This window comes from Massilia putida (assembly GCF_001941825.1).
Taxonomy (GTDB): domain Bacteria; phylum Pseudomonadota; class Gammaproteobacteria; order Burkholderiales; family Burkholderiaceae_D; genus Telluria; species Telluria putida.
This window is the reverse complement of the sequence record NZ_CP019038.1, coordinates 3,291,621-3,313,741: the sequence shown is the minus strand read 5'-3', so window position 1 is coordinate 3,313,741 and position 22,121 is coordinate 3,291,621. Positions and strand designations below refer to the sequence as shown.

Sequence of the window (22,121 nt, the reverse complement as noted above, 5' to 3'; positions counted from 1 at the left end):
TAAAGCTTGAGCGACTCGTAACAATGCGTAATCACGCGCCGTTTCAGCACAGTTTCAGGCGATAATACACGAGTACTTATTGTATTTTTTGCACGATTTCTGTTGTGCAAGGATACAAGCACCGCTCTGATACAATGCGGGGTTGTCGGAAGTTTATCTGGTCCGCGCCATGGGCTTAGCGCCCCGCATGCCGTCCCGCCGTGCTCGTCGCGGCGGCCGTCACGGACCACCACTGGATCACCAAGAACATGCAAACAACAAAAAAGGCCCTGATCACCGGTATTACCGGGCAGGATGGCGCTTATCTAGCGCAACTGCTCCTGGAAAAGGGTTACCACGTGACCGGCACGTTCCGCCGGTCCAGCTCGGTTAATTTCTGGCGCATCGCCGAACTCGGTATCGAGCAGCATCCCAACCTGTCCCTCGTCGAATACGACCTCACCGATCTCTCCTCGAGCATCCGCCTGATCGAATCCTCGCGTCCCGACGAGGTGTACAACCTGGCCGCGCAAAGCTTCGTCGGCGTCTCGTTCGAACAGCCGGTGACCACCGCCTCGATCACGGGCATCGGCGCCGTGAACCTGCTGGAAGCGATCCGCATCGTGCATCCGAAGGCGCGCTTCTACCAGGCGTCGACGTCCGAGATGTTCGGCAAGGTCCAGGCCGTGCCCCAGGTCGAATCGACCCCGTTCTACCCGCGCAGCCCGTACGGCGTGGCCAAGCTGTATGCGCACTGGATGACCGTGAATTACCGCGAGTCCTACGGCATCTTCGGCAGCTCGGGCATCCTGTTCAACCACGAGTCGCCGCTGCGCGGCCGCGAGTTCGTCACCCGCAAGATCACGGATTCCGTCGCCAAGATCGTCCTGAACAAGCTCGAGGTGCTCGAGCTGGGCAACCTGGACGCCAAGCGTGACTGGGGCTATGCGCGCGAATACGTGGAAGGCATGTGGCGCATCCTGCAGGCCGACGAGCCTGACACGTTCGTGCTGGCCACCAACCGCACCGAAACCGTGCGCGACTTCGTCACCATGGCGTTCCGCGGCGCCAACCTCGACGTCGAATGGAAGGGCGAGGGCGAACAGGAAACGGGCCATTGCGCCCGTACCGGCAAGCTGCTCGTGCGCGTGTCGCCCAAGTTCTACCGCCCGGCCGAAGTCGACCTGCTGATCGGCGACCCGTCCAAGGCGCAGCGCGAACTGGGCTGGAAGGCCGAGACGTCGCTCGAACAACTGTGCCAGATGATGGTCGACGCCGACCTGCGTCGCAACGAAACCGGATTCTCGTTCTGACATGAACCGTATGGTCACGGAAGATCTCGTCCGTATGGCGGAGCCGCATGTCGAGCCGCGTGAGGGTGAGGGCAAGCGCGCCCTGATCACCGGCCTGCGCGGCTTTACCGGCTACTACATGGCGCGCGAGCTGACCGCGGCGGGCTACCACGTCCACGGCACGGTGCTGCCGGGCGACGAGACCGGACCGGACATCTTCACCGTCGACCTGAGCGACCGCGCCGCGCTGGCCGCCGTGATCGAGCAGGTGCGGCCGGACGTGGTCGTCCACCTGGCCGCCATCGCGTTCGTGGCCCACAATGACGCCGAGCAGATGTACCGCGTCAACGTGGTCGGTACCCGCAACCTGCTGGAAGCGCTGGCGCACGGTTCGCATAAACCGTCCAGCGTGCTGCTGGCCTCGTCGGCGAATATCTACGGCAATGCCGACGTGCCCGTCATCGACGAATTCGTGGCGCCCGCGCCGGCTAACGACTACGCCGTCAGCAAGCTCGCGATGGAATACATGGCGCGCCTGTGGATGGACAAGCTGCCGATCGTGATCGCGCGCCCGTTCAACTACACGGGCGTCGGCCAGAACGAGAACTTCCTGTTGCCCAAGATCGTGTCGCACTTCCGCAAGGGCGCGCGCCGCATCGAACTGGGCAACCTGGCCATCGCGCGCGACTTTTCCGACGTGCGCACGGTGGCGAAGAGCTACCGCCGCCTGCTCGCGGCAGCGCCCGCCGGGGAAGTCTTCAATGTCTGCTCCGGCCGTTCGCATTCGCTCGAAAGCCTGATCGACATGATGAGCGACATCGCCGGCTACCGCATCGAAGTGCACGTCAATCCGGCCTTCGTGCGCGCCAACGAGGTGCTCACGCTGTCCGGCAACAACGCCAAGCTGGCCGGCGCGATCGGTGCCATCGCGCCCACCCCGCTGGTCGAGACGCTGCGCTGGATGTACCAGGCGTGAGCCGCCTGCCGACCGCCTGGACACGACCATGATCGAACTGGGCCTTCCCAAACGACGACCGGACGGCGCGGCCGGATTCCACGATCGCATCCGTACGGTGCCGGCCGCGGCGAACGACGCGGAAGCGCTGCCCGACCTGCGCATCGGCATCGGCACGACCATGATCGAACCCGCCTTCACGGGCGGGCACCTGGACGGCATCGGCGTCTATACGCAGGCGCTGCTGCGCCATCTGCCGGGCGCCGGCTGCGCGACGCGGCCGTATTCCTGGCCGCGCGTGCGCGGCGCCGGCCCCATCACGGCGGGCACGGCGTTGCCGCACACGTTTGAGCGCGCCTCCTTCATCGACCTGGTGACCCCGAGCGCGTACCGCGTGCACATGCCCGTCGACGTGTTCCACGTGACCGACTACCGTGTCGTGCGCATGGATTGCCCCGTCGTGGCGAGCCTGCACGATGCGCTGCCGGTCAAGCATCCCGAGTGGTGCAACCCGCGCCTGCGCGGCCTGAAGAACTGGCTGCAGCGCAAGGCCGCGCAAAAGGCCGACCACGTGATCGCGCTGTCGCACTTCGCCATCGACGAACTGGTCGACTGCTTCGGCATCGACGAGCGCCGCATCACCGTGGTGCCGTGCGGCGTGGACGACGAATGGCTCGATCCGCCGCCGGCCCACGCCGTGGCGGCCACCTTGCAGGCCAACGGCTTGCGGCCGGGGTATTTCCTGTTCGTGGGCACGCTGCAGCCGCGCAAGAACGTCGAACGTCTGCTGGACGCGTATCTGTCGCTGCCGGCCGCCGTGCGCGCGGAGCGCCAGCTCGTCATCGTCGGCAGCGCCGGCGCGCGGTCCGAAGACGTGCTGCGCCGCATCGCCGCCGCCGTGCAGGACGGCGCCAACGTCGTGTGGCTGAACCACCTCACCGACAACGGGGAGCTGCGCCACGTGTATGCGGGCGCGGGCGTGTTCGTGTTCGCCTCGCTGTACGAAGGCTTCGGCATCCCGGTGGTGGAAGCGTTCGCGTCCGGCGTGCCGGTCGTCGCGTCGAACACGACGTCGCTTCCGGAGGTGACGGCCGGCGCGGCGCTCGAGGTCGATCCGCTCGACACGGGCGCGATCGCCGATGCCATGCTCACGCTGGCGCGCGAATCCGCCGTGCGGGCGCGCTGCATCACGGCCGGCCGCGCGCGTGCCGCCCAGCTGACCTGGAACGCGACGGCGCGCCTGACCGCTGCCGTCTACCGTTCTCTCCTCTGAAGCAACAGACCGTCCATATGTTCAAACCCATGCGTGTCCTCCACTTCTACAAGACCTATTTTCCCGACTCGGTGGGCGGGGTCGAACAGGTCATCCGTCAGATGTGTGTGGGGACAGGGCGCTTGGGCATCACGAACCAGGTGCTGTCGCTGTCGCGCGACCGCCGCCTCGAACCCTTTGATTACGAAGGCCACACTGTGCACCGCGCGCCGCTGAACTTCGAGGTGGCGTCGAACGCGGTGTCGGTGCAGGCGATCGGCAAGCTGGCGCGCATGGCGGCTGAGGCCGACGTCGTGCACTACCACTTCCCGTGGCCCTTCATGGACGTGGCGCACTTTTTGGCGCGCATCGACAAGCCGACCGTCGTCACGTACCACTCCGACATCGTGCGCCAAAAGGCCTTGTTGAAGCTGTACCAGCCGCTCAAGCACCGTTTCCTGGAAAGCGTCGACACGATCGTCGCCACGTCGCCCAACTATCTCGCCTCGTCGGCCGTGCTCGACCGCTACCGCGACAAGACGCGCGTGATCACCTTCGGCCTGGATAAATCCAGCTATCCGGAGCCGGACGAGGCGCGCCTGGATCACTGGCGCGCCAAGGTCGGCCCGAAATTCTTCCTGTTCGTGGGCGTGCTGCGCTATTACAAGGGCCTGCACATCCTGCTCGACGCGGTGGCCGGCACCGACTATCCGGTCGTGATCGTCGGCGCGGGGCCGATCGAGGCGGAACTCAAGGCGCACGCCGCGCGCCTGGGGCTGACGCGCGTGCAGTTCGTGGGTGCCGTGGACGACCTCGACAAGGCGGCGCTGCTCAAGCTCTGCTACGCCGTCGCTTTCCCGTCGCACCTGCGCTCGGAAGCCTTCGGCATCTCCCTGCTGGAAGGCGCGATGTACGGCAAGCCGATGATCTCCAGCGAGATCGGCACGGGCACCACCTACATCAACGTGCATGGCGAGACCGGCCTCGTCGTGCCGCCGTCCGACCACGACGCCTTGCGCGCCGCGATGAACACGCTGTGGAACGATCCGCAGATGGCGCAGGAGATGGGCCAGCGGGCCGAGGCGCGCTACTGGCAGCTGTTCACGTCGGCGCAGATGGCCGACAACTATGCGCACCTGTACCAGGAACTGGTGGCGCGCAAGGCGGAAGTGCGATTGGCCGCCGCGCCGCGTCTAGGATAGCGTCACGCGTGGGCACGGGGTGCCTACGCCGGCCGCACCCACCCTACGCGGCCGCGGGCAGCGGCGCCGCTGGCGCCACATCCCGCTCCGCCCACCGCTCGCGGATCTCGCGGATCGCGGGCAACTGCGCGAGGAACAGGTCGACCAGCACCGGGTCGAAATGCTTGCCTTTCTGCTTGACGAGAAAGTCGAGCGCTTCTTCTTCCGACCACGCTTTCTTGTACGGCCGGACCGACGTCAGGGCGTCGAACACGTCGGCGATGGCGCAGATGCGGCCTTCGAGCGGGATCGCGTCGCCGGCCAGGCCGTTCGGGTAACCGGTGCCGTCCCACTTTTCGTGGTGGGTGAGGGCGATGTTGCGCGCCAGCGCGAGCACGCCGTGGTCATGCTGGCCGATGATCTCCGCGCCGATCTGCGAGTGGTTCTGCATGATCTTCCATTCGTCCGGGTCGAGCGGTCCGGGTTTCAGCAGAACGCGGTCGGGGATGCCGATCTTGCCGACGTCGTGCATGGGGGCGGCGTGCAGCAGGTCGTCCGCTTCCGCTTCCGTCATGCCGGCGGCCAGGCCGAGGATGCGCGCGAAATGGCTCATGCGGATGACGTGCAGGCCGGTCTCGTTGTCCTTGTATTCGGCGGCCAGGCCGAGGCGCTGGACGATTTCCAGGCGCGAGGCGCGCAGTTCTTCCATGCGCACCAGCGACAGGTGGGTGCGCACGCGCGCGCGCACGATCGGCGGGCTGACGGGCTTGGTGATGTAGTCGACGGCACCGGCTTCGAAACCTTCCAGCTCGTCGCTCGTCTCGTTCAGTGCGGTGACGAAGATGACGGGAACGGCGGCCAGCGCCGGGTCGGCCTTGAGGGCCGCGCACACTTCATAGCCGCTCATGCCGGGCATCATGACGTCGAGCAGGATCAGGTCGGGCAGTTCTTCGCGCGCCAGTTCGAGGGCGCGCGGGCCGTCCTTGGCGAAGCGCAGGCGATAGTGGTCTTGCAGGATCTGGCGCAGCAACTGCAGATTGCTCGCTTCGTCGTCGACCGCAAGAATCAGCGGTTGGGAGACGGTGGTCATTCGATAATCTCCTGTGCCGGCTCGTCGATGGCGGCTAGCACGGTGTCAAGTTGTTGCAGGGCGAGGTCGAACTCGAAATCGGAAATGGCGGCGTGCACCTGCGCCACGCGGCCCGCCAGCGGATGGCCGCTCGTGGCGGCCGCCAGGCCGGCCAGCGCGGCGTCGTCCAGCCCGCCGCGCTTGAGCGCGTCGCGCAGGACGTTGCCGGCGCGGCGCGCGCGGTCCAGGTCGGCCGCGGGACGGGCGCCTTGCGGCTTGTTCGTGCCGCTCGGCGCGCTGCCCGCGGGGGCCGGCTGCGCCGCGCGGATCGCGCCCAACGCGTCGTCGAGCTGGCCGCACACGGCATCCAGCATCTGCTGCAGCGCGGCCTCGGCACCCGGATACAGCTTGCTGCTGTCGCTGTCGACGAGGCTTTCCAGCTGGGCCAGCGCGTCGGCCAACAGTTCCAGGCCGAGGTTGGCGGCGATGCCGCGGACCTTGTGCACCTGCATGCGTAGCGCGAGATAGTCGGCGGCCGTGGCCAGGGCCTCGAGCGCCGCGCCCAGACCGTCATGCTGGGCGGAGAAGTGGGCGAGGGCTTCCACGTACGCGTCCTCGTTGCCGCTCCAGCGGCGCAGGCCGGCGTGGCGGTTCAGGGTCCGGCGCTCCTGCGCCGGCAGGTCGTTCGCCTGCTGGCCCGGGCCGAGGCCCAGCACGCGCGCGATCTCGTGCGACAGCGCGAACCAGTCGACGGGCTTGCTGGCGAAGCCGTCCATGCCGGCTTCGACGCTGGCACGGCGGTGCTCTGGCAGCACGCTGGCGGTCATGGCGATGACCGGCACGCGCGGGCGCCCGGCTTCCTCGGCCTGCTGGCGGATCAGGCGCGTGGCGTCGAGGCCGTCGAGGGTCGGCATCTGGAAGTCCATCAGGATCACGTCGAAGCGCTCGCGGCCCGCCACGTCGACGACCGCGGCGCCGTCGCTGACGGCCGTCATCGTATGGCCGCGGCGCGCCAGCAACAGCTGCAGCAGTTCCTGGTTTTGCGGCACGTCGTCGGCCACCAGCACGCGCAGCGGCGGCAGGGCGGCGGCCGTGCGTACGCGCGGCTGCTGCGGGGCGAAGCGCGCCAGCGCGAGCGGCAGCACCACATGGAACGTCGTGCCGCGGCCCGGTTCGCTCTCGGCCCAGATGCGGCCGCCCATCAGATCGACCAGCTGCTTGCTGATCGTGGTGCCGAGACCGGTGCCGCCGAAGCGGCGCGTCATCGAGGCGTCGGCCTGGGTGAACGGTTCGAAGATGGCGCTCAAGCGGTCCGGCGCGATGCCGATGCCGGTGTCGGTCACCGTGAAGTGCAGCTGTTCGTCCTTGAGCTCGGCGCGCAGCGTGACGCTGCCCTGTTCCGTGAACTTGATCGCGTTGTCGAGCAGGTTGGTGAGCACCTGGCGCACGCGCAGCTCGTCGCCGCGTAGGCAGGTCGGCAGCAGAGGATCGTAGTGGATGTCGACGTGCAGGCCCTTGGCGCGTGCGTTCGCCGCCAGCGTGGACGACAGTTCGTCGATCAGCGACAGCAGGTTGTAATCGTTCTGTTCCAGCTCCACGGCGCCCTTTTCCAGCTTGGCCGTGTCGAGGATCTCGTTGAGCAGGCGCAGCAGGGCGCGGCCCGAGCTGCGGATCGTGTCCAGGTGGCGGCGCTGGTCGGTGTTCAGTTCGCCGTCCAGCAGCACGTCGGTGAAGCCGAGGATGGAATTCATCGGCGTGCGGATCTCGTGACTCATGTTGGCGACGAAGCTGGCGCGCGCCGCGGCCGCCTGCTCGGCGTTTTCCTTGGCTTCGCGCAGCGCGTCTTCCATCTGGCGCCGTTCCGTGATGTCGAGGATGACGCCGTCCAGCCAGCACAGTTCGCCGTCATCGTTGCGCACGCCGGTGCCGTTCTCCCACATCCAGCGGGTGCTGCCGTCCGCGTGCAGCAGGCGGTATTCGACGAGGTAGGGGCGGTCCTCGCGCAGCGCGGTGGCGATCGTCTCCGACACGCGCACCCGGTCGGCCGCGTGGATCAGCGGCGCGAAGGTGCGGCGCGGCGTCGCGCCCAGGAAGTCGCGGCCCGCATACCCGGTGACGCGCTCGACGGCGTCGCTGATGAACAGCATCGGCGCCTCGCCTTCGATCAGGCTGCTGCGGTAGGAAATGCCGGGGATATTGCCGATCAGCGAGCGGAACTGCTGCTCGCTCGCGCGCAGCGCCTGCTCCATCTTGCGCCGTTCGCTGATGTCGGTGATGAAGCAGACGAACAAGTCTTGCTGGTCGAGGCGCGCATGGCCGAGGGCGCGCCGGATCGGCACGATGGTGCCGTCCTTGCGCCGGCCGGTCACGTCGGCGCCGCGCACGCTGGAGCTGATTTCGCCGGTCCGCAGCGAACGCAGCAGGCCGACTTCTTCGGACGCGGTCTCGTTGCCGATCACGAGACGGATGTTCTGGCCGACGATCTCGTCGCGGCGCCAGCCGAAGATGCGCTCGGCCGACGCGTTGAATTCGCGGATGATGCCCTGGCGGTCGACCGTGATCACGCCGTCGACGGTGGTAGTGAGCAGGGCGCGCATCCACGCTTCGCTGCGCGACAGTTCGCGGAACATCTGGCGGTAGCGCAGCAGGCCGTTGGCCGCCAGCACGAAGACGGTGAACGCGACGACGATCAGCGTGATCGCCAGCGCCAGGAAGGTGCCGTTGCTGGCCTTGTGCGGCGTCAGATTGTCGATGTGGCCGACGAAGCGCGCGGCTTCCATGCCGGTGTAATGCATGCCGGAGATGGCGCATCCCATCACGATGGCGGCAAGCAGCAGGCGGCGCTGCTCGCTCAGCCGGTGCGACAGGCTCGACAGGCCGAAGCGCACCCACAGCGCCAGGGTCGCCAGCACCACCGCGACGACGATCGACAGGGCGAACATGAACGGGTCGTAGCGCAATCCCAGGTCCATGCGCATGCCGGCCATGCCGGCATAGTGCATGACGCCGATGCCGGCGCCGACGAGCACGCCGCCGGCCAGCAAGCCCCAGCCGCCCAGGCGATCGCGCGCGATCACCGCCAGCGCCACGAACGAGGCGCCGATGCTCGGCAGGCTGGACAGGATGGTGGCGGTCGGGTCGTAGTCGACGTCCGTGCACAGGTCGAACGCGAGCATGCCGATGAAGTGCATCGCCCACACGCCGGCGCCGAGCGACAGGCTGCCGGTGCCGAGGATGATCCAGCGCTGGGCACGGTTGGCGGCGGCCTGGCCCGCGATCTGCAGACCCATCCACGAGGCAAAGATGGCGACCAGTACGGACAACGCGACCAGTTTGGGCGTGTATAGACCGTAGCTGAGCAGCGACGGGTCGGACGGGAGTGTGAACACGGACAGCATGGCTGTGATTTTTTGAGAGATTTACTTGTTGCTCGTCAGTATGGCATTTTCCGAAGTGAAAGTCTTTCCGACTATTATCAAATGCCGAACGAACATGAAAGTTGTCGTATGGATGCCACCGGAAGACGGACAATGTTGCCGAGTTGTTACGCGTTGCCGCGTCCGTGATGTTGCTGCTATGCTAGTTAAGACGGGGTCGTCCGCCTTGGACGCCCGCATTGGGTGCGACACGTATGAAAACGACAGTTCTGGCCGCACTGCTGGCGGTGGCTTGCACACTCGCGCGGGCGGAGCCGGCGCCGCGGCTGTACCTGACCACCGAGACCTCGGCACCGTACAGCATGCGCGAAGGCGACCGCGTGATGGGAATCGGTACCGACATGGTGCGCGAGATCATGTCCCGGGCCGGTATCGCCTATTCGATCGACCTGCTGCCGTGGAAGCGCGCCTACACGGCCGCGCTGGAACGTGGCGACGCTTGCGTGTTTTCGACCACCCGCACGCCCGAGCGCGAGCCGAATTTCAAATGGATCGGCCCGATCGGCGAGGCCGAATGGGTGTTGATGGGACGCGCCGACCGGCACTTCGACCTGCGCAGCCTGGACGATGCGCGCGCCTATCGCGTCGGCACCTACAACGGCGACGCGCGCGACCAGTTCCTGCGCGCGCGCGGCTTCAACGTCGACCCCGCGCCGAACGACATGATCAATCCCCGCAAGCTGATGATGGACCGGATCGACCTGTGGGCCGCCAGCATCCGGCGCGGCAGCATCACGCTCGACCGGCTGGGCTATACGGGAAAGGTGGTGCCGGTGCTGGTATTCAATCGCATCCGCGTCTACCTGGCCTGCAACCGGGCCGTGCCCGATGCCCTCGTGGCGCGCATGAACGGCGCGCTGGAGAACATGGAGCGCGACGGCACCGCGCGTGCAATCGTGCACAAGTACGACGACTGGGGATTGCCGGCGCGTTAACCGGCGTCAGATGACTACTCAGGAATGGTGCTCCGGCCGGAATCGATGAGTCCGCTGGACGCCGCGTGGCTGCTGGGTTTTCTTGGCGGGCTCATCTGTGGCATGGATACACCTGTGGATGCTCAACCGTTTAGGGTACGGATGCGGTTTTTGAATGCAAAATCCCGCTGACCACTTAGACCCTTGTCGCGTAGCTTAGTTCACTGCCGTTTCCAAGCGCTGACGTTGCGCCCGCTATTACAGCTTTCATTCCGCTGGCTCACCGGACCGGCGCGGAATGTTTGCTATGTCAGGCGCCGCGCCACCAAGGCTGGCAAGACGCCGCGCGGCCTGGACACGCACGAAGGTCTTGATTGCCTCACGAAACAGGTCGGCCTTGTCTATGTCTGGGTCCGCCATCTCCAGCGCCTTTTCGTACAACGCGTCGTCAATCGTCACGGTGATTCGCATTGGTTGCTCCCTACGTCAAATATGAAGGATTTTGCATCAGGAGAGCGTCTTTATATGCGATGCCGGCCCAAAGCGATGGGTACAAATTTCGTCGCGACGAAATCTGGCTGTTCGCCATGACCGCGCTGTTGGCTCAGGTTCACTGTCGTTCCCGTGACGGGATGCCGGCATTGCGGGCCACAAATTTTTTCGTCATGACGAAAAATCCGGCGCGTTGTCGTGCCGATGCAGACGTGGCGACTATTGCTGTGTAAATGGTGTGGCGCCGGCAGGCGCGGCACCCTGACCGGTGGGTTCGGCTGCTGCGTTGCCGGCCTCGGTCATCGTGGGGCCGAGAATCATGCTCCGGATGGCCTCGACCTTCGGCTTGTGACGGGCCTGGAAGCGGACGGTCCGGATGCCCGCCTGTTCGAGCCGTGCATCCCGCAGTTCGTCCTTCGCGCGGGTGTGCGTCTTGTCGTCCAGTTCGACGACCGCGACGACCTCGCATCGTCTGGTGCAGACGACGTAATCGACGCGCTGCTGGGCGATGCTCATCCTGTCGCTATGGGCTTCTTTCTTGTCGCTGCTAGCCGGATCCAGCAGGGCGGACATCGCTACCTGCGGAAAAATGTAGTGGTCGGGAAGTGCCACGACGAGTCGGCCGAAAAACTCTTCCTCGTTATCGCTCATGATTTTGCGCTGGCGGTAGGTACCGGTCCGGCTAGTTTTTTTCGTACTCTTCGACTTTGCAGCAAGGGCGGCCACCGCCAGCACGGCCAGCACGAGGAGGATCAGGATAATTTTCATGTCGTCGAACTCACTCGATATTCGGTTGCGATATTGACGGAAGGCTTGGCGCCGCGGTCCGGTTGCGACCAGTGGCAGTCGACGGCTCCCAAGGACGCAGTCCCTGATCCTTGCTCAACCTGATGCGATGGACTTTCATCGCGTCGATGACGTCGGCCGGCTCCGGCGTGGCCACGAGAATCGGCAGCGTCTGCGAGGCTTCGAGGAAGAACTGGCGCCGTAGGCCGTCGCCCTGACTCAGGAACGCGTCATGCCACCAACTGCTGATGGTATCGCTCGCGCTCTCCAGCGCGACCTGGGTGACGAGCCGGTTCGACTTCTGGATGTTGATCTGGCGTGACGCCGGCATTAGGTTCCATGCGTCGCCGCAGGGCCATGCGGCGAATGGAAAGCAGTGGTCGACGTCGTACTCGTCGCGCAGCCGCGCACCGGACCAGACGCAATACACCGGCTTGCCGGCTGCACGCATGCGATCGACCGCCGCGCGGGCGAAGCTGGTGTCGCGCGCAGGATCGACCCATGCGAGCAGCGAGTGTGCAAGCGTGCGGACGTCGGGTCGTCCATCCGAGCAGTAGGATTCGATCAGTCGGACCCATTCGGACACGAGGACGGGCTCGATCCACACGTTGTAATGCGTGAGCGCCTGCCAGATCTCAAGTGGGATGCGGAAGTCGCCGAGACTCCACAGGAAGGCTTCGTCGATCTGCAACGGGGACGGCGTCGGCACCATGCGGCGCCGCGTGACTTCGAAAATCGGATTGTCGCTCGCGGGCCAACGCAGGTAGTTCGCGGGCATGTTGCGGATCACCTGCGAGATCTCGGAAAGACTCTGGTGCAGGTGTTTTGCCGTCTGGCCGCTGAACATGGAGCCGATGCGCAATTCGACCGCGGTGACGGACCGCAGCGAGGTGAAGTTGTTGGTGACGAAGCCGGGGCCGGTCCTCTGCGGCATCTGAGGAAGGAGATGTTCGATCAGGGGCTTGTACATGCGGAGCCAGAACAGCGATACGAGACCCAGCGGCACAACTACGGATTCTGCATCGTACCTGGCTAGTCCCGCGGCGGTATCGGCAATGCGCGCCAAGACGCGCAGCAGCGCGATCTTGTACGTCGACGACTTTTCGTCTACGAGGATCAGGTGCCGTAGCAGGGGCAGGGCGCCGAGGCCGTCGTCGGGAAGTCCCAGCAAGACGTTCGTCCACGACACCTCGCTCCGTCCCAGCTTGTCCTGACTGTCGCTGGTGTGGACGATGCGCAGCCCGAATTGCTGGGCAAGGCCGGCCAGTTCCGGCAGCGAGACCTCGTACATCGCGCGTTCGGTCTCGGGCGCGCCGAGCCGGAGGCTGATCGCGATACGTCCTTTCGGCGCCAGCAGCGTCACCAGCTTGCGCAACGCGCGCTGGCGCGCCGCTGGAGGGATTTGCATCCAGACGGCGGACAGCAGAATGAGGTCGAAGCTCAGGCCGAGGCGGCGGACCCTTGCGAGGTCAGGCAGGCTGTCGGAAAGCCATTGGATCCGGTTCGATGCGTGTTTAGCGCGCGCGTGGGCGAGCATGGCCTCGGACGGCTCGACGGCCACGACGTCGTATCCCTTTGCCGCGAGCCACGCCGCGTCGCGGCCGGAACCTGCGCCGATATCGAGAACCGTACTTCCCGGCGCCGGCAGTACAGCCATCAGGTCCGCGTGGACGTCTTCAAATGACAGCGACTCGTACTGCGTCACCAGCCGGGTTGCGTGCTGTTCGTAATAGAGGATTGCGGACATCGGCTGTTGCCCTTGCTGTTGAGCTAACTGCCATTGTAATGTGGAACTGTTCAATATCCACATTTTGTTTCATTGGTGCAACTTCCAACAAGGGCGCAAGGAGGAATTTCGTCATGACGAAATCCGAGTGTTCGTCATGACGAACACTTGACCTGTTTGCCTTACTCCGGCCGATATTCTGCACAAAAGCTCGGCAAATATGGATAGCTGCCTAGATTTTGTATGGCTGGCGAGATAAACCACCAGACGACAGAATTCTTGAGCAATAAGATCGGTCTCGATGTCGCTCTCGAAGCGCTGCGCGAGGCTTGGAACGGCAAGCACGCCACGATAGATGAACTATGGCACGACGCCGAAATCTGCAGGGTGGCGAACGTCATGCGTCCGTACCAGAACCCGTAGGGGCAGCATGAAGGCGACGAATCGCGCCGCATCCATTCGGACGCGGCGTTCGTTCATAGTCGACGGCCCGTAGCTCAAGGCCTTGAATCCCGTCGGCTGGCGCGAATGCATTCGACAGCCCACTGTTCCACTTCGCTCTTGATCCACGCGGACGACCTGCCGCTGAGCTTTACCGGTTTTGGGAAGTCACCTTTTTTGATTGCGTCGTAGACGCTACTTCGCGACTTGCCGCAGATGGCGAGCACTTCCTTAAGTCTGAGGAACCGAACGTCGGCACGATTGCTCGACGCACGGCGTTCAACCGCCACATCGACCGTTTGCTGATACATGTACGCCTCCAAAATGAGCCTGAAAAGAAGCATCGCTGCCGCATAGCCGGATAGCGCGGGTGTCGTCGCGTCGTCGGTGCAGTGACTGCATAGGATCCTTAGCGCGGCTGCGACGCAGGTAGCAGTGTGCCGTCGAGTGGCGTCCGGGATATTGCGCTGATACCTATGCAAGCGTCATTAGACTCGGCTCGAGAGTATTGAAAGCAGTGTCTTTGGGGTTGGTTTTTGGAGGCAGGATAGACTGGCGTCTCGTATTGTTAATCTCTTCGAGATTAACAATGGTTCACGTTGGACATGGCGCTGCGCATGGGCGGACAGCACTTCGAATGCCTGACCGGCGTCCTGTGGGTAAAGCAGGGTCACGAAACCTATCGCACGCCGAGTACCAAGGGCTATGGAGTGGATGTCGTTGCCATCTCGGGAGACCGCGGACAGCTGGTGCAGGCTAAGAGCCCGGGCAAGGATGGGGCCATGCTCGGCTGAGATGCCGTCAAAGAGGTCGTCGCCGGCGAAGCTTACTATCGGCGCCGCCATTCGGGTGTGCGCTTTGAGCAAGTATGCATCACGAACCAGTTCTTCAACGGTCACGCACGGGAAAATGCATCATTCAACCCGATGCAGCTGCTCGACCAGGAGGACCTTGCACGGCTCCTTAACGCGTACCCGGTTACGATGCTGGAAGTGGAATGCATGCTGTACTCTGAATGGCAATGACCACGAATCTCATTTGCAGACTGCATTCGGGCCGCAAGCGCCCAAGCGCGGCTATGCTTGCTACTGAACTTCGCCTAAAGCCTGCATCTGCCGGTACCAAGTATTTCTAGTCAAAACAGTAAATTCGGCAGCCATTCGGAGCTCAACTAAGAAAAGCTTTTGGACTGTGACAACATGTTTCCGGTCTCTTTTAAGCGAAAAATCTTTAAGTATCTGTTTTTGTTGATCTTTTTTGACGACGCCAATAAAAGTTTGCGCTCCACTGTCACTCCGCCGTACGATTATAAATAGCGCTCTGTGACACTGGAGGAGCAACATGCGTGATGAGGTACATGACTTCTTGTTAAGCGATGGCCCGCAGTTGAGCGGCCAGCTTGCTCTCGGCCTTGAAAAATGGCTTGGTATTACGCCGGCTGCCGCTCGTAAGAAAATCGAACGACGAAGCAAGTCTGTTCGCGAATTGAAGCTACCTTTCGCACGCAGAGCAAAGTTTTTGTATGTGGCAAGTCAGTACGGGAGCGATCGATTTTGGGGCCAGTTGGCTAAAGCGCTTGAGGAAGGTAGCGGAGCCTATGCGCGAGTGATTCGGGGGGTGTACCAGATTCTGTGTAAACGATTCTTCGTTTAAGTCTGCGGCACCCGGTCTTCAAACTGGATGGCGAAGCGGTTTAACGCAGCTTTCCAGTCCCGTATCGGCATCGTCCACTTCTTGCTGATGTTGTTCAGGGCAAGATAAAACAGCTTGCTGACAGCTTCATCGGTCGGAAAGGAACTGCGGGCCTTGGTCACTTTTCGCAGGCTCATGTTAATCGATTCAATAGCGTTCGTGGTGTATATCACCTTTCGGATTTCCGGCGGGTAGTCGAAGAACGGTATGACGCGCGCCCAGTTACGGCGCCAGGACTGACCTATCGGTTTATACTGTTTATCCCATTTATCTTCGAATTCGGCAAGCCTGAGTTCAGCCTCGTCGGTAGTGGCTGCACTGTAAATCAACTTCAGATCGGCGGCGACTTCCTTCTGCGCTTTCCAGGGCACGAAATTCAGGCTGTTGCGCACCATGTGAACGATGCACAGCTGAACCGAGGTCTGCGGGTAGACCGCCTCGATGGCGTCCGGGAAGCCTTTCAGGCCGTCGACGCAGGCGATGAATATGTCCTGCACGCCACGATTTTTTAGCTCGGTCACGACCTGCAGCCAGAACTTCGCGCCTTCAGTTTGGGAGATCCACAGGCCCAGCACCTCCTTGTGGCCATCCATGTTGACGCCGATGGCCAGGTAGACCGCCTTGGTACGCACCGCGCCGTTGTCGCGCACCTTGACGTGAATGCAGTCGAGATAGAGGATCGGGTACACGGCGTCGAGCGGGCGGGCCTGCCAGAGCTTCACATCCTCGCTGACAGCGTCCGTGACGTTGGAAATGAGGGTCGGTGACACCTCGGTGCCGTACATCTCTTCCAGATGGCTTTGGATCTCCCGCACGCTCAGGCCACGCGCGTAGAGCGAGATGATTTTGTCGTCGAAGCCGGTCCAGCGTGTCTGATGCTTGACGACGATCTGCGGCTCGAACGTGCCCTGGCGGTCGCGAGGAACGTCAAGCGGCAGCGCGCCGAAATCGCCCTTGAGCGTCTTGATGCTATGGCCGTTGCGGGTGTTGGCAGTGCTGTTGGTCACCTCGCCGCTTTTGTCGTGGCCCAGGTGGTCGGTCATCTCGACTTCCAGCGCGCGCTCGACCAGCATCTTGGTGAGCTGCTTGAGCAGCCCATTTTCGCCGATCAGGTCCTCGGGCTTCTGGTAGTTTGCCAGCAGGCCGTCGGCAAGTTTGAGCAGTTCCGGATCGGGCTTGGCCCGCTTGTTACGCTTTACAACGGTCATCGTTTCTCCTAATGGCGGCAGTGTCCTGCCAAATGACCGTTTACACAATATTATTTACACCCTCGTGATTCGAGCACTGCATGCTCGCGGCGGCCTTCTCCCCCTGGCACATCTCGCTTCCGCTGCTGGCATCTCATCCGGCACCCGCCAAATCTCATTTGAACGTGTCTGGCAGGACCTTGTCGGCACTACGCTCTTCCAGACCATAGAAGTACCTGGTTTGGGCGAGTGCTTCGCGTTCACGAAGAAGGCCGCAAATCTTGACGAATTGCTCCCTGGAATACGCGCTCGAATGATTGCGGAAACCGTGCTTCTTCAGTCCGTACAAGAATGGGCCGCAAAACTCGGACTTGGTAGCTTCTCTAGTTTTATGTTGCGGGATAGCCAACAAGGAACCGCGCCTACCGTCTCCGTGTTCGAGTGGGATTTGACAGCTCCATCATATGTCAGTGCGCTGACGAGTTGGACCAACTCAGGCCGCCCCAAACCAGGCTTTATGGTTCTCGACGTGCTTTTGAAGGAGCAGGTCGAATTAGACGACATGATGCCTTTCATCTACAAGTGCAGGACGCTACGCCAGGTGCGCAACGTTCGCACGCTGCAGTTCTTCGTTGCTCATCGATATAGCCGCGACGCCCTCGATGCAATTCGTCAGGAAGGCATCATTCCGGCTACGACTGAGTCGCTGTTCGGAACTGATGTGGCCCGTGCTTTGATGGAGCTAAGCGGCACGCTGACGCAAGCTGCGACTCAAGCTGTAGACCCCGATAAGTTCTCTCATCTGTTCGATAAACTCGGAAAGGTTGAGGGCGCTGCGTATTCCAGACCAAACTGGACACCCATTCCACGGCAAACTGGACACTGATTCCGCGGCAAACTGGACACCCGTTCCAGCGCAAACTGGACACTGATTCCGCTCCAAACTGGACAGTTTGAAGCGGGCCGAAGGGGCTGGCGGCAAGGGATAACTGTGGCACTCTCGCGGATTTTTCCGGGAGGGTTGCTTGACCAACAAAAGGTTATCCATGCGCAAAATCCATGAAGTCCTGCGGCTGCATTTCGAGCACGGCCGCTCCAAGCGGGAGATCGCCCGCATCATCAACGCCTCGCCGACCACCGTGTCGGACTACCTGGCCCGCGCCAAGGTGGCAGGCTTGCCGTATCCGATGCCGGCGGATCTTGACGACGCCGCGCTTGAGTGGCGGCTGTTTCCGCCGAGCGAGCCATCGTCAGTGAAGCGTCCGGCGCCGAACTGGCTGACGGTGCACAACGAGCTGCGCCGCAAGGGCGTCACGCTCGAGCTGCTGTGGCAGGAGTACAAGGTCGAGCAGGCCGACGGCCTGCAGTACAGCGCCTTCTGCGACCACTACCGCCGCTGGCGCCAGCAGCTGACGCTGTCGATGCGCCAGACCCACACGCCGGGCGAACGGCTGTTCGTCGACTATGCCGGCCAGACCGTCGGCGTCACCGACGGCGCCACCGGCGAAATCCGCGACGCGCAGATCTTTGTCGCCGTACTGGGCGCGTCGAACTACACCTATCTCGAAGCCACCTGGAGCCAGCAGCTGCCTGACTGGATTGGCAGCCACGTGCGCGCGCTCGAGTTCTTCGGCGGCTGCACGGAGCTGTGGGTACCGGACAACCTGCGCAGCGGCGTGACCAAGGCGTCGCGCTACGAGCCGGACCTCAACCCGACCTACCACGACCTGGCGGAGCACTACGGCGTGGCCGTGCTGCCGGCACGTGCCCGACGTCCGAAAGATAAAGCGAAGGTCGAGAACGGCGTGCTGGTGATCACCCGTTGGGTGCTGGCGCGGCTGCGCCACCAGCGCTTCTTCAGCCTCAACGAGCTCAATCGCGCACTGCGGACCCTGCTGGCCGATGTGAACCAGCGGCCCTTCAAGAAGCTGCCGGGCTGCCGCGCCAGCGCCTTTGCGGAGATGGACCAGCCGGCCCTGCGTCCGCTGCCGCAACGGCGCTACGAGTACGCCGAATGGAAGGTGGCCCGGGTGGGCATCGACTATCACGTCGAGATCGACGGGCACTACTACTCGGTACCATGCCAGCACGCGCGCGCCCAGGTGGACGTGCGCGTCACCAAGATGACCGTCGAAATCTTCCAGCGCGGCCAGCGCATCGCCAGCCACGCCTACTGCACCGTCAAGGGCCGCCATACGACGATCGACGCGCACATGCCCGCGGCGCACCGTGAAGTCGCCGGCTGGAACGCCACCACGCTGACGACGCGGGCCGCTGCGATCGGGCCGCGTTGCGCGGTGCTGGTTGAGCGGCTGCTGCATCAGCGGCGTCATCCCCAGCAGGCTTACCGCAGCTGCCTCGGCGTGCTGTCGTTGGGCCAGCGATATGGCGTCGAACGCCTGGAGGCGGCCTGCGCCCACGCCCTCAAGCACGGTGCGGTGAGCTGGAAGAGCGTGCAGGCCATCCTCAAGAACGGACTCGACCAGCAACCGCAGGGCGTGCAGCGCACGCTCGACTTGCCCGAGCACGAGAACCTGCGCGGCGCCGCCTACTACCAATCGCATCAGCTGCACTGACATCGCGAATAAACGATATAAACAATTTATGCATTGAACGCGGAAGCTGCGCCCCCCCGGGCGCGCTCTGCAACCATGAAAGGACGTACCATGTTGCATCATCCCACCCACGACAAACTGACGCGCCTGAAGCTGTTTGGAATGGCGCGCGCCTTTGCCGAGCAGAGCGCACTGGACCTGGACCATCTGACTTTCGAAGAGCGTCTCGGCCTGCTGGTAGACCATGAAGTGACCGAGCGCGACGGGAAGGCACTGGCCCTGCGCCTACAGCGCGCCAGGCTCAAACCCAACACAGCCGCCGAGGACATCGACTACCGCCACCCGCGTGGCCTCGACAAGGCGCTGTTTCAGCGCTTGCTGGCCGGGCAATGGCTGACTGACAGGCAGAACGTGCTGCTGACCGGCCCCACCGGCGTGGGCAAGACCTGGCTCGCATGCGCGCTGGCACACCAGGCCTGCCGCCAGGGCTACAGCGCGTACTACGTGCGCTTGCCGCGCCTGCTCGACGAACTGGGCATTGGCCGTGCCGACGGGCGCTATGGCAAGCTGCTCAAGCAACTGGCCAGGATCGACACGCTCGTGATCGACGACTGGGGCCTGGCTGTGCTCGACGATGCCCACCGGCGCGACCTGCTGGAAGTGCTCGACGACCGCCACGGAACCCGCTCGACCATCGTGACCAGCCAGCTGCCCATCGAGCACTGGCATCCCGCCATCGGCGACCCGACCCTGGCCGACGCCATCCTTGACCGGCTCGTCCACAACGCCCACCAGCTCAACTTGAAAGGAGATTCCCTGCGAAAAAAACGGGCCAATTTGACAAGACCAGCTCATCAGGAGTAAAACCCGAACCTCGACCCCGTGCCGTCACGCCCCGAGTGTCCAGTTTGGCCTGGAACAGGTGTCCAGTTTGCGCTGGAATGCGTGTCCAGTTTGCGGCGGAACGGGTGTCCAGTTTCGGCGGAATACGCAGGGCGCAGCCGGCACGCTCCGCGGGGCCCTCTTCGAGTTCGTCGTCGCAGACGTGATGCGGAAAACAGTTCCAGGCGCCCATATCCTTATGAACAAGATTTATCGCAAGGACGGTAAGGATGTAGCAGAAGTCGACGTCAGAGTCCACGTGCCCGACCACGAGATCAGATTCATCGAATGCAAAGGCCTACTACCCGGCCGAATGCTGCCAGATTCAGAAATCGAAGCTTGGTTAACCAAGCGCATTCCAAGCGTGAGAAGCCAAACCCTCGAGAATTCTGAATTCAAGAATATTAAGCTCGCCTTCGAATTGTGGCTCACTGGCGAGCTTTCGCCCGAAGCTCAAAAAAGACTCTCGACCGCACAGGCGACAGTAGACCCGGATCGATACACCATTAAAGTCCTGCTTGCTCAAGATATCGAAAAATTGGTGAAGACACTTCCAGAGCTCCGCAAGGTGATGAAGCAGCACTTCCTGGACCATCCAATGGCGACTCCGAATGATGTCATCAATTCGCTTTCCAAGCGGCAGATTTCTCAGGTCGAGGCTGCATTTTCAGACCTTGCGCATCGTGATTTTGGTAGCGTGGTCGCCGAAGTAGGCCAGAGCCACACCTAATCGACACCTAATCGCTAAGGTTCTCGCGGCAAAGGGCTTACCAGACCTGGGCGACCATGCGGCGATGGATCAGGCTCTCGCGTGCACCTCTCGCGTGCACCTATAGTTAGACTTTCGCGCTGACGCGCGAAAGTGGACTTGGATAAAAAAACCTGGCTACCCTGGCCTGTAATCCGGCCGCGTATCTTCGGGGCGCGGTATCGGTGGATCTACCCCCTCTACGTTATCGATCAGGACCGCCTCCCATTGCTGGTCGAAGGTCTGGTCGACGCGTTCCCGCACGAACCCACGGATGATCGGGAACATTACGTCGGCCGCTTCCTCGAGCGTTAGCGCCCTCAACCTCGTCGATGGCTTGAACTTTGCGTTCAGCCCGTGACGTGCATCCTCGCCCGCGACGTCGAAGTTGTTGGCCGTCCAGTCAAAATTTTCGACGTCGCTCGCCGTCTTGTCGCCGAGCGCCGCCAGTTCTGCCCGGGTTGCCTTCTTGCCGCTCAGTTGGAGGTGCGCCGCGATCGTGTCCTGTACCTTCGACAGGGCCACGAACGAGACGCCTTCGCGACCGAGCGTCCGGAAGATTGTGCGTAGGTACCTGTCCGACCTGGCCAGGAACAGCTGCTTGCTCGTCGGATCAAGCTTGCGCTGGCTGTGCCTCAGGTAGCGCAGGTTTTCGACGTCGTCAGGGAACATCGGCACCGGCACGGTGCGAAAGTAATCAACCCGCGCCCGGGCGTGGGACCAGAAATCGTAGCCCTCTCCGATCCGAAACGGGCGAAATCTGTCGCCCTCGCGCAACTGCATAACACCGTTAAACAAGGTCAGCAGCTCGCGCGCGCGCATCGCGGCTTGTACGCCGGTCAACCCGTTCAGGTGCGTAGACGTGAAATCGAAGGTTGTAGGCCTGTCGTCTTCGTGATTCGCAATGATCGCTATGTCGACTGAGGTGAAGAAGTTGGTGAAGCTTTCGAGCCAGTGTTCGTTGCCGTTGAGGTGGAAGCCCCATTGATAGTGCGTCGAAGCCAGACGGCCCCGCTTAGGCGTGGCCGCAGTCAATTGGTCGCTGTCGTTCATGGTCGTGCCGGGCAAAGAATCGATGCTACTGCGGCGAGCTGGGCCCGTCCAGTGTAGCGCGTCTCCTCGGGCATGGCCCTCGGACCGCACTGTCGTGCTTCGCATCGAGGCTGCGGTACGGTCTCGCCTTGGAAGCTTCCATTCATGACGCTTACGCGGCTAGCGGCGTTTGCTCGCTGCCACTTGCCGCCGCCGTCGACCATCTGGAACATCAACCCGTGATCGAGGAGCTGCGCCACTAAAACAGGCCAGGGCTTTCGCGCGAAAGTTGGGCGCAGCGATGCACACGGTACGGCTGCGCATCGAGCGGGCACAAGGCGCGCGGCTCGCGTGGCTCGCGTCTTGCTCACGAAGGACGTGCTTGCGCACGAGGGCGAGCCAGGTAGTCAGCCGCTGCCAGGGCGGCGGTCGGTCACTCTCTGCGCGGGCTTTTCGTTTGATCGCGCAGGCAGACCGGCGAGTCGGTCGGAATCCCTTCAC

Annotated in this window: 19 protein-coding genes and 1 pseudogene; 12 read left to right on the top strand and 8 right to left on the bottom strand. The window is 63.1% G+C overall.

The window, feature by feature from the left end:
- Positions 1-248: 248 nt before the first annotated feature.
- The 4 genes from gmd to BVG12_RS16920 are packed head-to-tail and all read left to right on the top strand — an operon-like array spanning position 249 to position 4,680.
- Positions 249-1,292: a GDP-mannose 4,6-dehydratase gene (gene gmd / locus BVG12_RS16935; RefSeq protein ID WP_075796415.1), complete on the top strand. Its 1,044-nt coding sequence runs from the start codon at positions 249-251 to the stop codon at positions 1,290-1,292.
- A gap of 10 nt (positions 1,293-1,302) precedes the next feature.
- Positions 1,303-2,247, top strand: a complete 945-nt coding sequence (locus BVG12_RS16930; protein ID WP_370662845.1) for a GDP-mannose 4,6-dehydratase — start codon at positions 1,303-1,305, stop codon at positions 2,245-2,247.
- 28 nt (positions 2,248-2,275) lie between these two features.
- The gene (locus tag BVG12_RS16925) at positions 2,276-3,499 is read left to right on the top strand and encodes a glycosyltransferase family 4 protein (protein ID WP_307189119.1); all 1,224 of its coding nucleotides are present in this window, start codon (positions 2,276-2,278) and stop codon (positions 3,497-3,499) included.
- Between the two features lie 29 nt (positions 3,500-3,528).
- Positions 3,529-4,680 carry a glycosyltransferase family 4 protein gene (locus tag BVG12_RS16920; RefSeq protein ID WP_075796412.1) on the top strand — a complete coding sequence of 384 codons (1,152 nt, stop codon included), beginning with the start codon at positions 3,529-3,531 and terminating at the stop codon, positions 4,678-4,680.
- 43 nt (positions 4,681-4,723) lie between these two features.
- Here BVG12_RS16920 and BVG12_RS16915 read toward each other — a convergent pair whose 3' ends face one another.
- Both BVG12_RS16915 and BVG12_RS16910 read right to left on the bottom strand, forming a co-directional pair.
- A complete protein-coding gene (locus BVG12_RS16915) occupies positions 4,724-5,749 on the bottom strand; it encodes a response regulator (protein WP_075793418.1) in 1,026 nt (341 codons plus the stop codon).
- A complete protein-coding gene (locus tag BVG12_RS16910) occupies positions 5,746-9,126 on the bottom strand; it encodes an MHYT domain-containing protein (protein ID WP_075793417.1) in 3,381 nt (1,126 codons plus the stop codon). The genes BVG12_RS16915 and BVG12_RS16910 overlap by 4 nt, the downstream gene beginning before the upstream one ends.
- Positions 9,127-9,359: 233 nt before the next feature.
- Here BVG12_RS16910 and BVG12_RS16905 point away from each other — a divergent pair, with 233 nt between their 5' ends.
- Entirely contained in the window at positions 9,360-10,100 is a 741-nt protein-coding gene (locus tag BVG12_RS16905) for a substrate-binding periplasmic protein (RefSeq protein ID WP_075793416.1), read from the top strand.
- Between the two features lie 246 nt (positions 10,101-10,346).
- Here BVG12_RS16905 and BVG12_RS16900 read toward each other — a convergent pair whose 3' ends face one another.
- From BVG12_RS16900 to BVG12_RS16890, 3 genes are all read right to left on the bottom strand, one after another.
- On the bottom strand, positions 10,347-10,550 hold the full coding sequence (locus BVG12_RS16900; protein WP_075793415.1) for a type II toxin-antitoxin system VapB family antitoxin: 204 nt from the start codon (positions 10,548-10,550) through the stop codon (positions 10,347-10,349).
- 240 nt (positions 10,551-10,790) lie between these two features.
- Positions 10,791-11,339 carry a DUF2726 domain-containing protein gene (locus tag BVG12_RS16895; protein ID WP_075793414.1) on the bottom strand — a complete coding sequence of 183 codons (549 nt, stop codon included), beginning with the start codon at positions 11,337-11,339 and terminating at the stop codon, positions 10,791-10,793.
- A gap of 10 nt (positions 11,340-11,349) precedes the next feature.
- Entirely contained in the window at positions 11,350-13,104 is a 1,755-nt protein-coding gene (locus tag BVG12_RS16890; protein ID WP_075793413.1) for a class I SAM-dependent methyltransferase, read from the bottom strand.
- Positions 13,105-13,368: 264 nt separating this feature from the next.
- Here BVG12_RS16890 and BVG12_RS16885 point away from each other — a divergent pair.
- Positions 13,369-13,506 (top strand): annotated as a pseudogene (locus BVG12_RS16885) (transcriptional regulator); the annotation flags it as partial.
- A 74-nt stretch (positions 13,507-13,580) separates the two neighbouring features.
- Here the strand turns inward: BVG12_RS16885 and BVG12_RS16880 are convergent.
- Complete coding sequence (locus BVG12_RS16880; RefSeq protein WP_075796411.1) at positions 13,581-13,835, bottom strand: helix-turn-helix transcriptional regulator; 255 nt, start codon at positions 13,833-13,835, stop codon at positions 13,581-13,583.
- A gap of 294 nt (positions 13,836-14,129) precedes the next feature.
- Here BVG12_RS16880 and BVG12_RS35975 point away from each other — a divergent pair, with 294 nt between their 5' ends.
- Positions 14,130-14,318 carry a restriction endonuclease gene (locus tag BVG12_RS35975; protein WP_075793412.1) on the top strand — a complete coding sequence of 63 codons (189 nt, stop codon included), beginning with the start codon at positions 14,130-14,132 and terminating at the stop codon, positions 14,316-14,318.
- Between the two features lie 547 nt (positions 14,319-14,865).
- Complete coding sequence (locus BVG12_RS34075) at positions 14,866-15,177, top strand: hypothetical protein (RefSeq protein WP_156895660.1); 312 nt, start codon at positions 14,866-14,868, stop codon at positions 15,175-15,177.
- Here the strand turns inward: BVG12_RS34075 and BVG12_RS16870 are convergent.
- Positions 15,174-16,424: an IS256 family transposase gene (locus BVG12_RS16870; RefSeq protein ID WP_075790971.1), complete on the bottom strand. Its 1,251-nt coding sequence runs from the start codon at positions 16,422-16,424 to the stop codon at positions 15,174-15,176. The genes BVG12_RS34075 and BVG12_RS16870 overlap by 4 nt on opposite strands.
- On the opposite strand from BVG12_RS16870, the gene BVG12_RS34070 reads away from it, so the two are divergent.
- From BVG12_RS34070 to BVG12_RS16850, 4 genes are all read left to right on the top strand, one after another.
- Entirely contained in the window at positions 16,393-17,289 is an 897-nt protein-coding gene (locus BVG12_RS34070; RefSeq protein WP_156895659.1) for a hypothetical protein, read from the top strand. The two genes, BVG12_RS16870 and BVG12_RS34070, sit on opposite strands and share 32 nt — an antisense overlap.
- A gap of 160 nt (positions 17,290-17,449) precedes the next feature.
- Positions 17,450-18,979, top strand: a complete 1,530-nt coding sequence (gene istA / locus BVG12_RS16860; RefSeq protein WP_075791334.1) for an IS21 family transposase — start codon at positions 17,450-17,452, stop codon at positions 18,977-18,979.
- A 90-nt stretch (positions 18,980-19,069) separates the two neighbouring features.
- Complete coding sequence (gene istB, locus BVG12_RS16855) at positions 19,070-19,822, top strand: IS21-like element helper ATPase IstB (RefSeq protein WP_075791335.1); 753 nt, start codon at positions 19,070-19,072, stop codon at positions 19,820-19,822.
- A 217-nt stretch (positions 19,823-20,039) separates the two neighbouring features.
- A complete protein-coding gene (locus tag BVG12_RS16850) occupies positions 20,040-20,570 on the top strand; it encodes a hypothetical protein (protein ID WP_156895658.1) in 531 nt (176 codons plus the stop codon).
- Between the two features lie 156 nt (positions 20,571-20,726).
- On the opposite strand, the gene BVG12_RS16845 is transcribed toward BVG12_RS16850, so the two are convergent.
- The gene (locus tag BVG12_RS16845) at positions 20,727-21,641 is read right to left on the bottom strand and encodes a hypothetical protein (RefSeq protein ID WP_075793409.1); all 915 of its coding nucleotides are present in this window, start codon (positions 21,639-21,641) and stop codon (positions 20,727-20,729) included.
- Between the last annotated feature and the right edge of the window lie 480 nt (positions 21,642-22,121).

Coding starts and splice junctions, on each gene's coding strand:
- gmd (WP_075796415.1), top strand. CDS start 249: ATGCAAACAACAAAAAAGGCCCTGATCACCGGTATTACCGGGCAGGAT.
- BVG12_RS16930 (WP_370662845.1), top strand. CDS start 1,303: ATGGTCACGGAAGATCTCGTCCGTATGGCGGAGCCGCATGTCGAGCCG.
- BVG12_RS16925 (WP_307189119.1), top strand. CDS start 2,276: ATGATCGAACTGGGCCTTCCCAAACGACGACCGGACGGCGCGGCCGGA.
- BVG12_RS16920 (WP_075796412.1), top strand. CDS start 3,529: ATGCGTGTCCTCCACTTCTACAAGACCTATTTTCCCGACTCGGTGGGC.
- BVG12_RS16915 (WP_075793418.1), bottom strand. CDS start 5,749: ATGACCACCGTCTCCCAACCGCTGATTCTTGCGGTCGACGACGAAGCG.
- BVG12_RS16910 (WP_075793417.1), bottom strand. CDS start 9,126: ATGCTGTCCGTGTTCACACTCCCGTCCGACCCGTCGCTGCTCAGCTAC.
- BVG12_RS16905 (WP_075793416.1), top strand. CDS start 9,360: ATGAAAACGACAGTTCTGGCCGCACTGCTGGCGGTGGCTTGCACACTC.
- BVG12_RS16900 (WP_075793415.1), bottom strand. CDS start 10,550: ATGCGAATCACCGTGACGATTGACGACGCGTTGTACGAAAAGGCGCTG.
- BVG12_RS16895 (WP_075793414.1), bottom strand. CDS start 11,339: ATGAAAATTATCCTGATCCTCCTCGTGCTGGCCGTGCTGGCGGTGGCC.
- BVG12_RS16890 (WP_075793413.1), bottom strand. CDS start 13,104: ATGTCCGCAATCCTCTATTACGAACAGCACGCAACCCGGCTGGTGACG.
- BVG12_RS16880 (WP_075796411.1), bottom strand. CDS start 13,835: ATGTATCAGCAAACGGTCGATGTGGCGGTTGAACGCCGTGCGTCGAGC.
- BVG12_RS35975 (WP_075793412.1), top strand. CDS start 14,130: ATGGCGCTGCGCATGGGCGGACAGCACTTCGAATGCCTGACCGGCGTC.
- BVG12_RS34075 (WP_156895660.1), top strand. CDS start 14,866: ATGCGTGATGAGGTACATGACTTCTTGTTAAGCGATGGCCCGCAGTTG.
- BVG12_RS16870 (WP_075790971.1), bottom strand. CDS start 16,424: ATGACCGTTGTAAAGCGTAACAAGCGGGCCAAGCCCGATCCGGAACTG.
- istA (WP_075791334.1), top strand. CDS start 17,450: ATGCGCAAAATCCATGAAGTCCTGCGGCTGCATTTCGAGCACGGCCGC.
- istB (WP_075791335.1), top strand. CDS start 19,070: ATGTTGCATCATCCCACCCACGACAAACTGACGCGCCTGAAGCTGTTT.
- BVG12_RS16850 (WP_156895658.1), top strand. CDS start 20,040: ATGAACAAGATTTATCGCAAGGACGGTAAGGATGTAGCAGAAGTCGAC.
- BVG12_RS16845 (WP_075793409.1), bottom strand. CDS start 21,641: ATGAACGACAGCGACCAATTGACTGCGGCCACGCCTAAGCGGGGCCGT.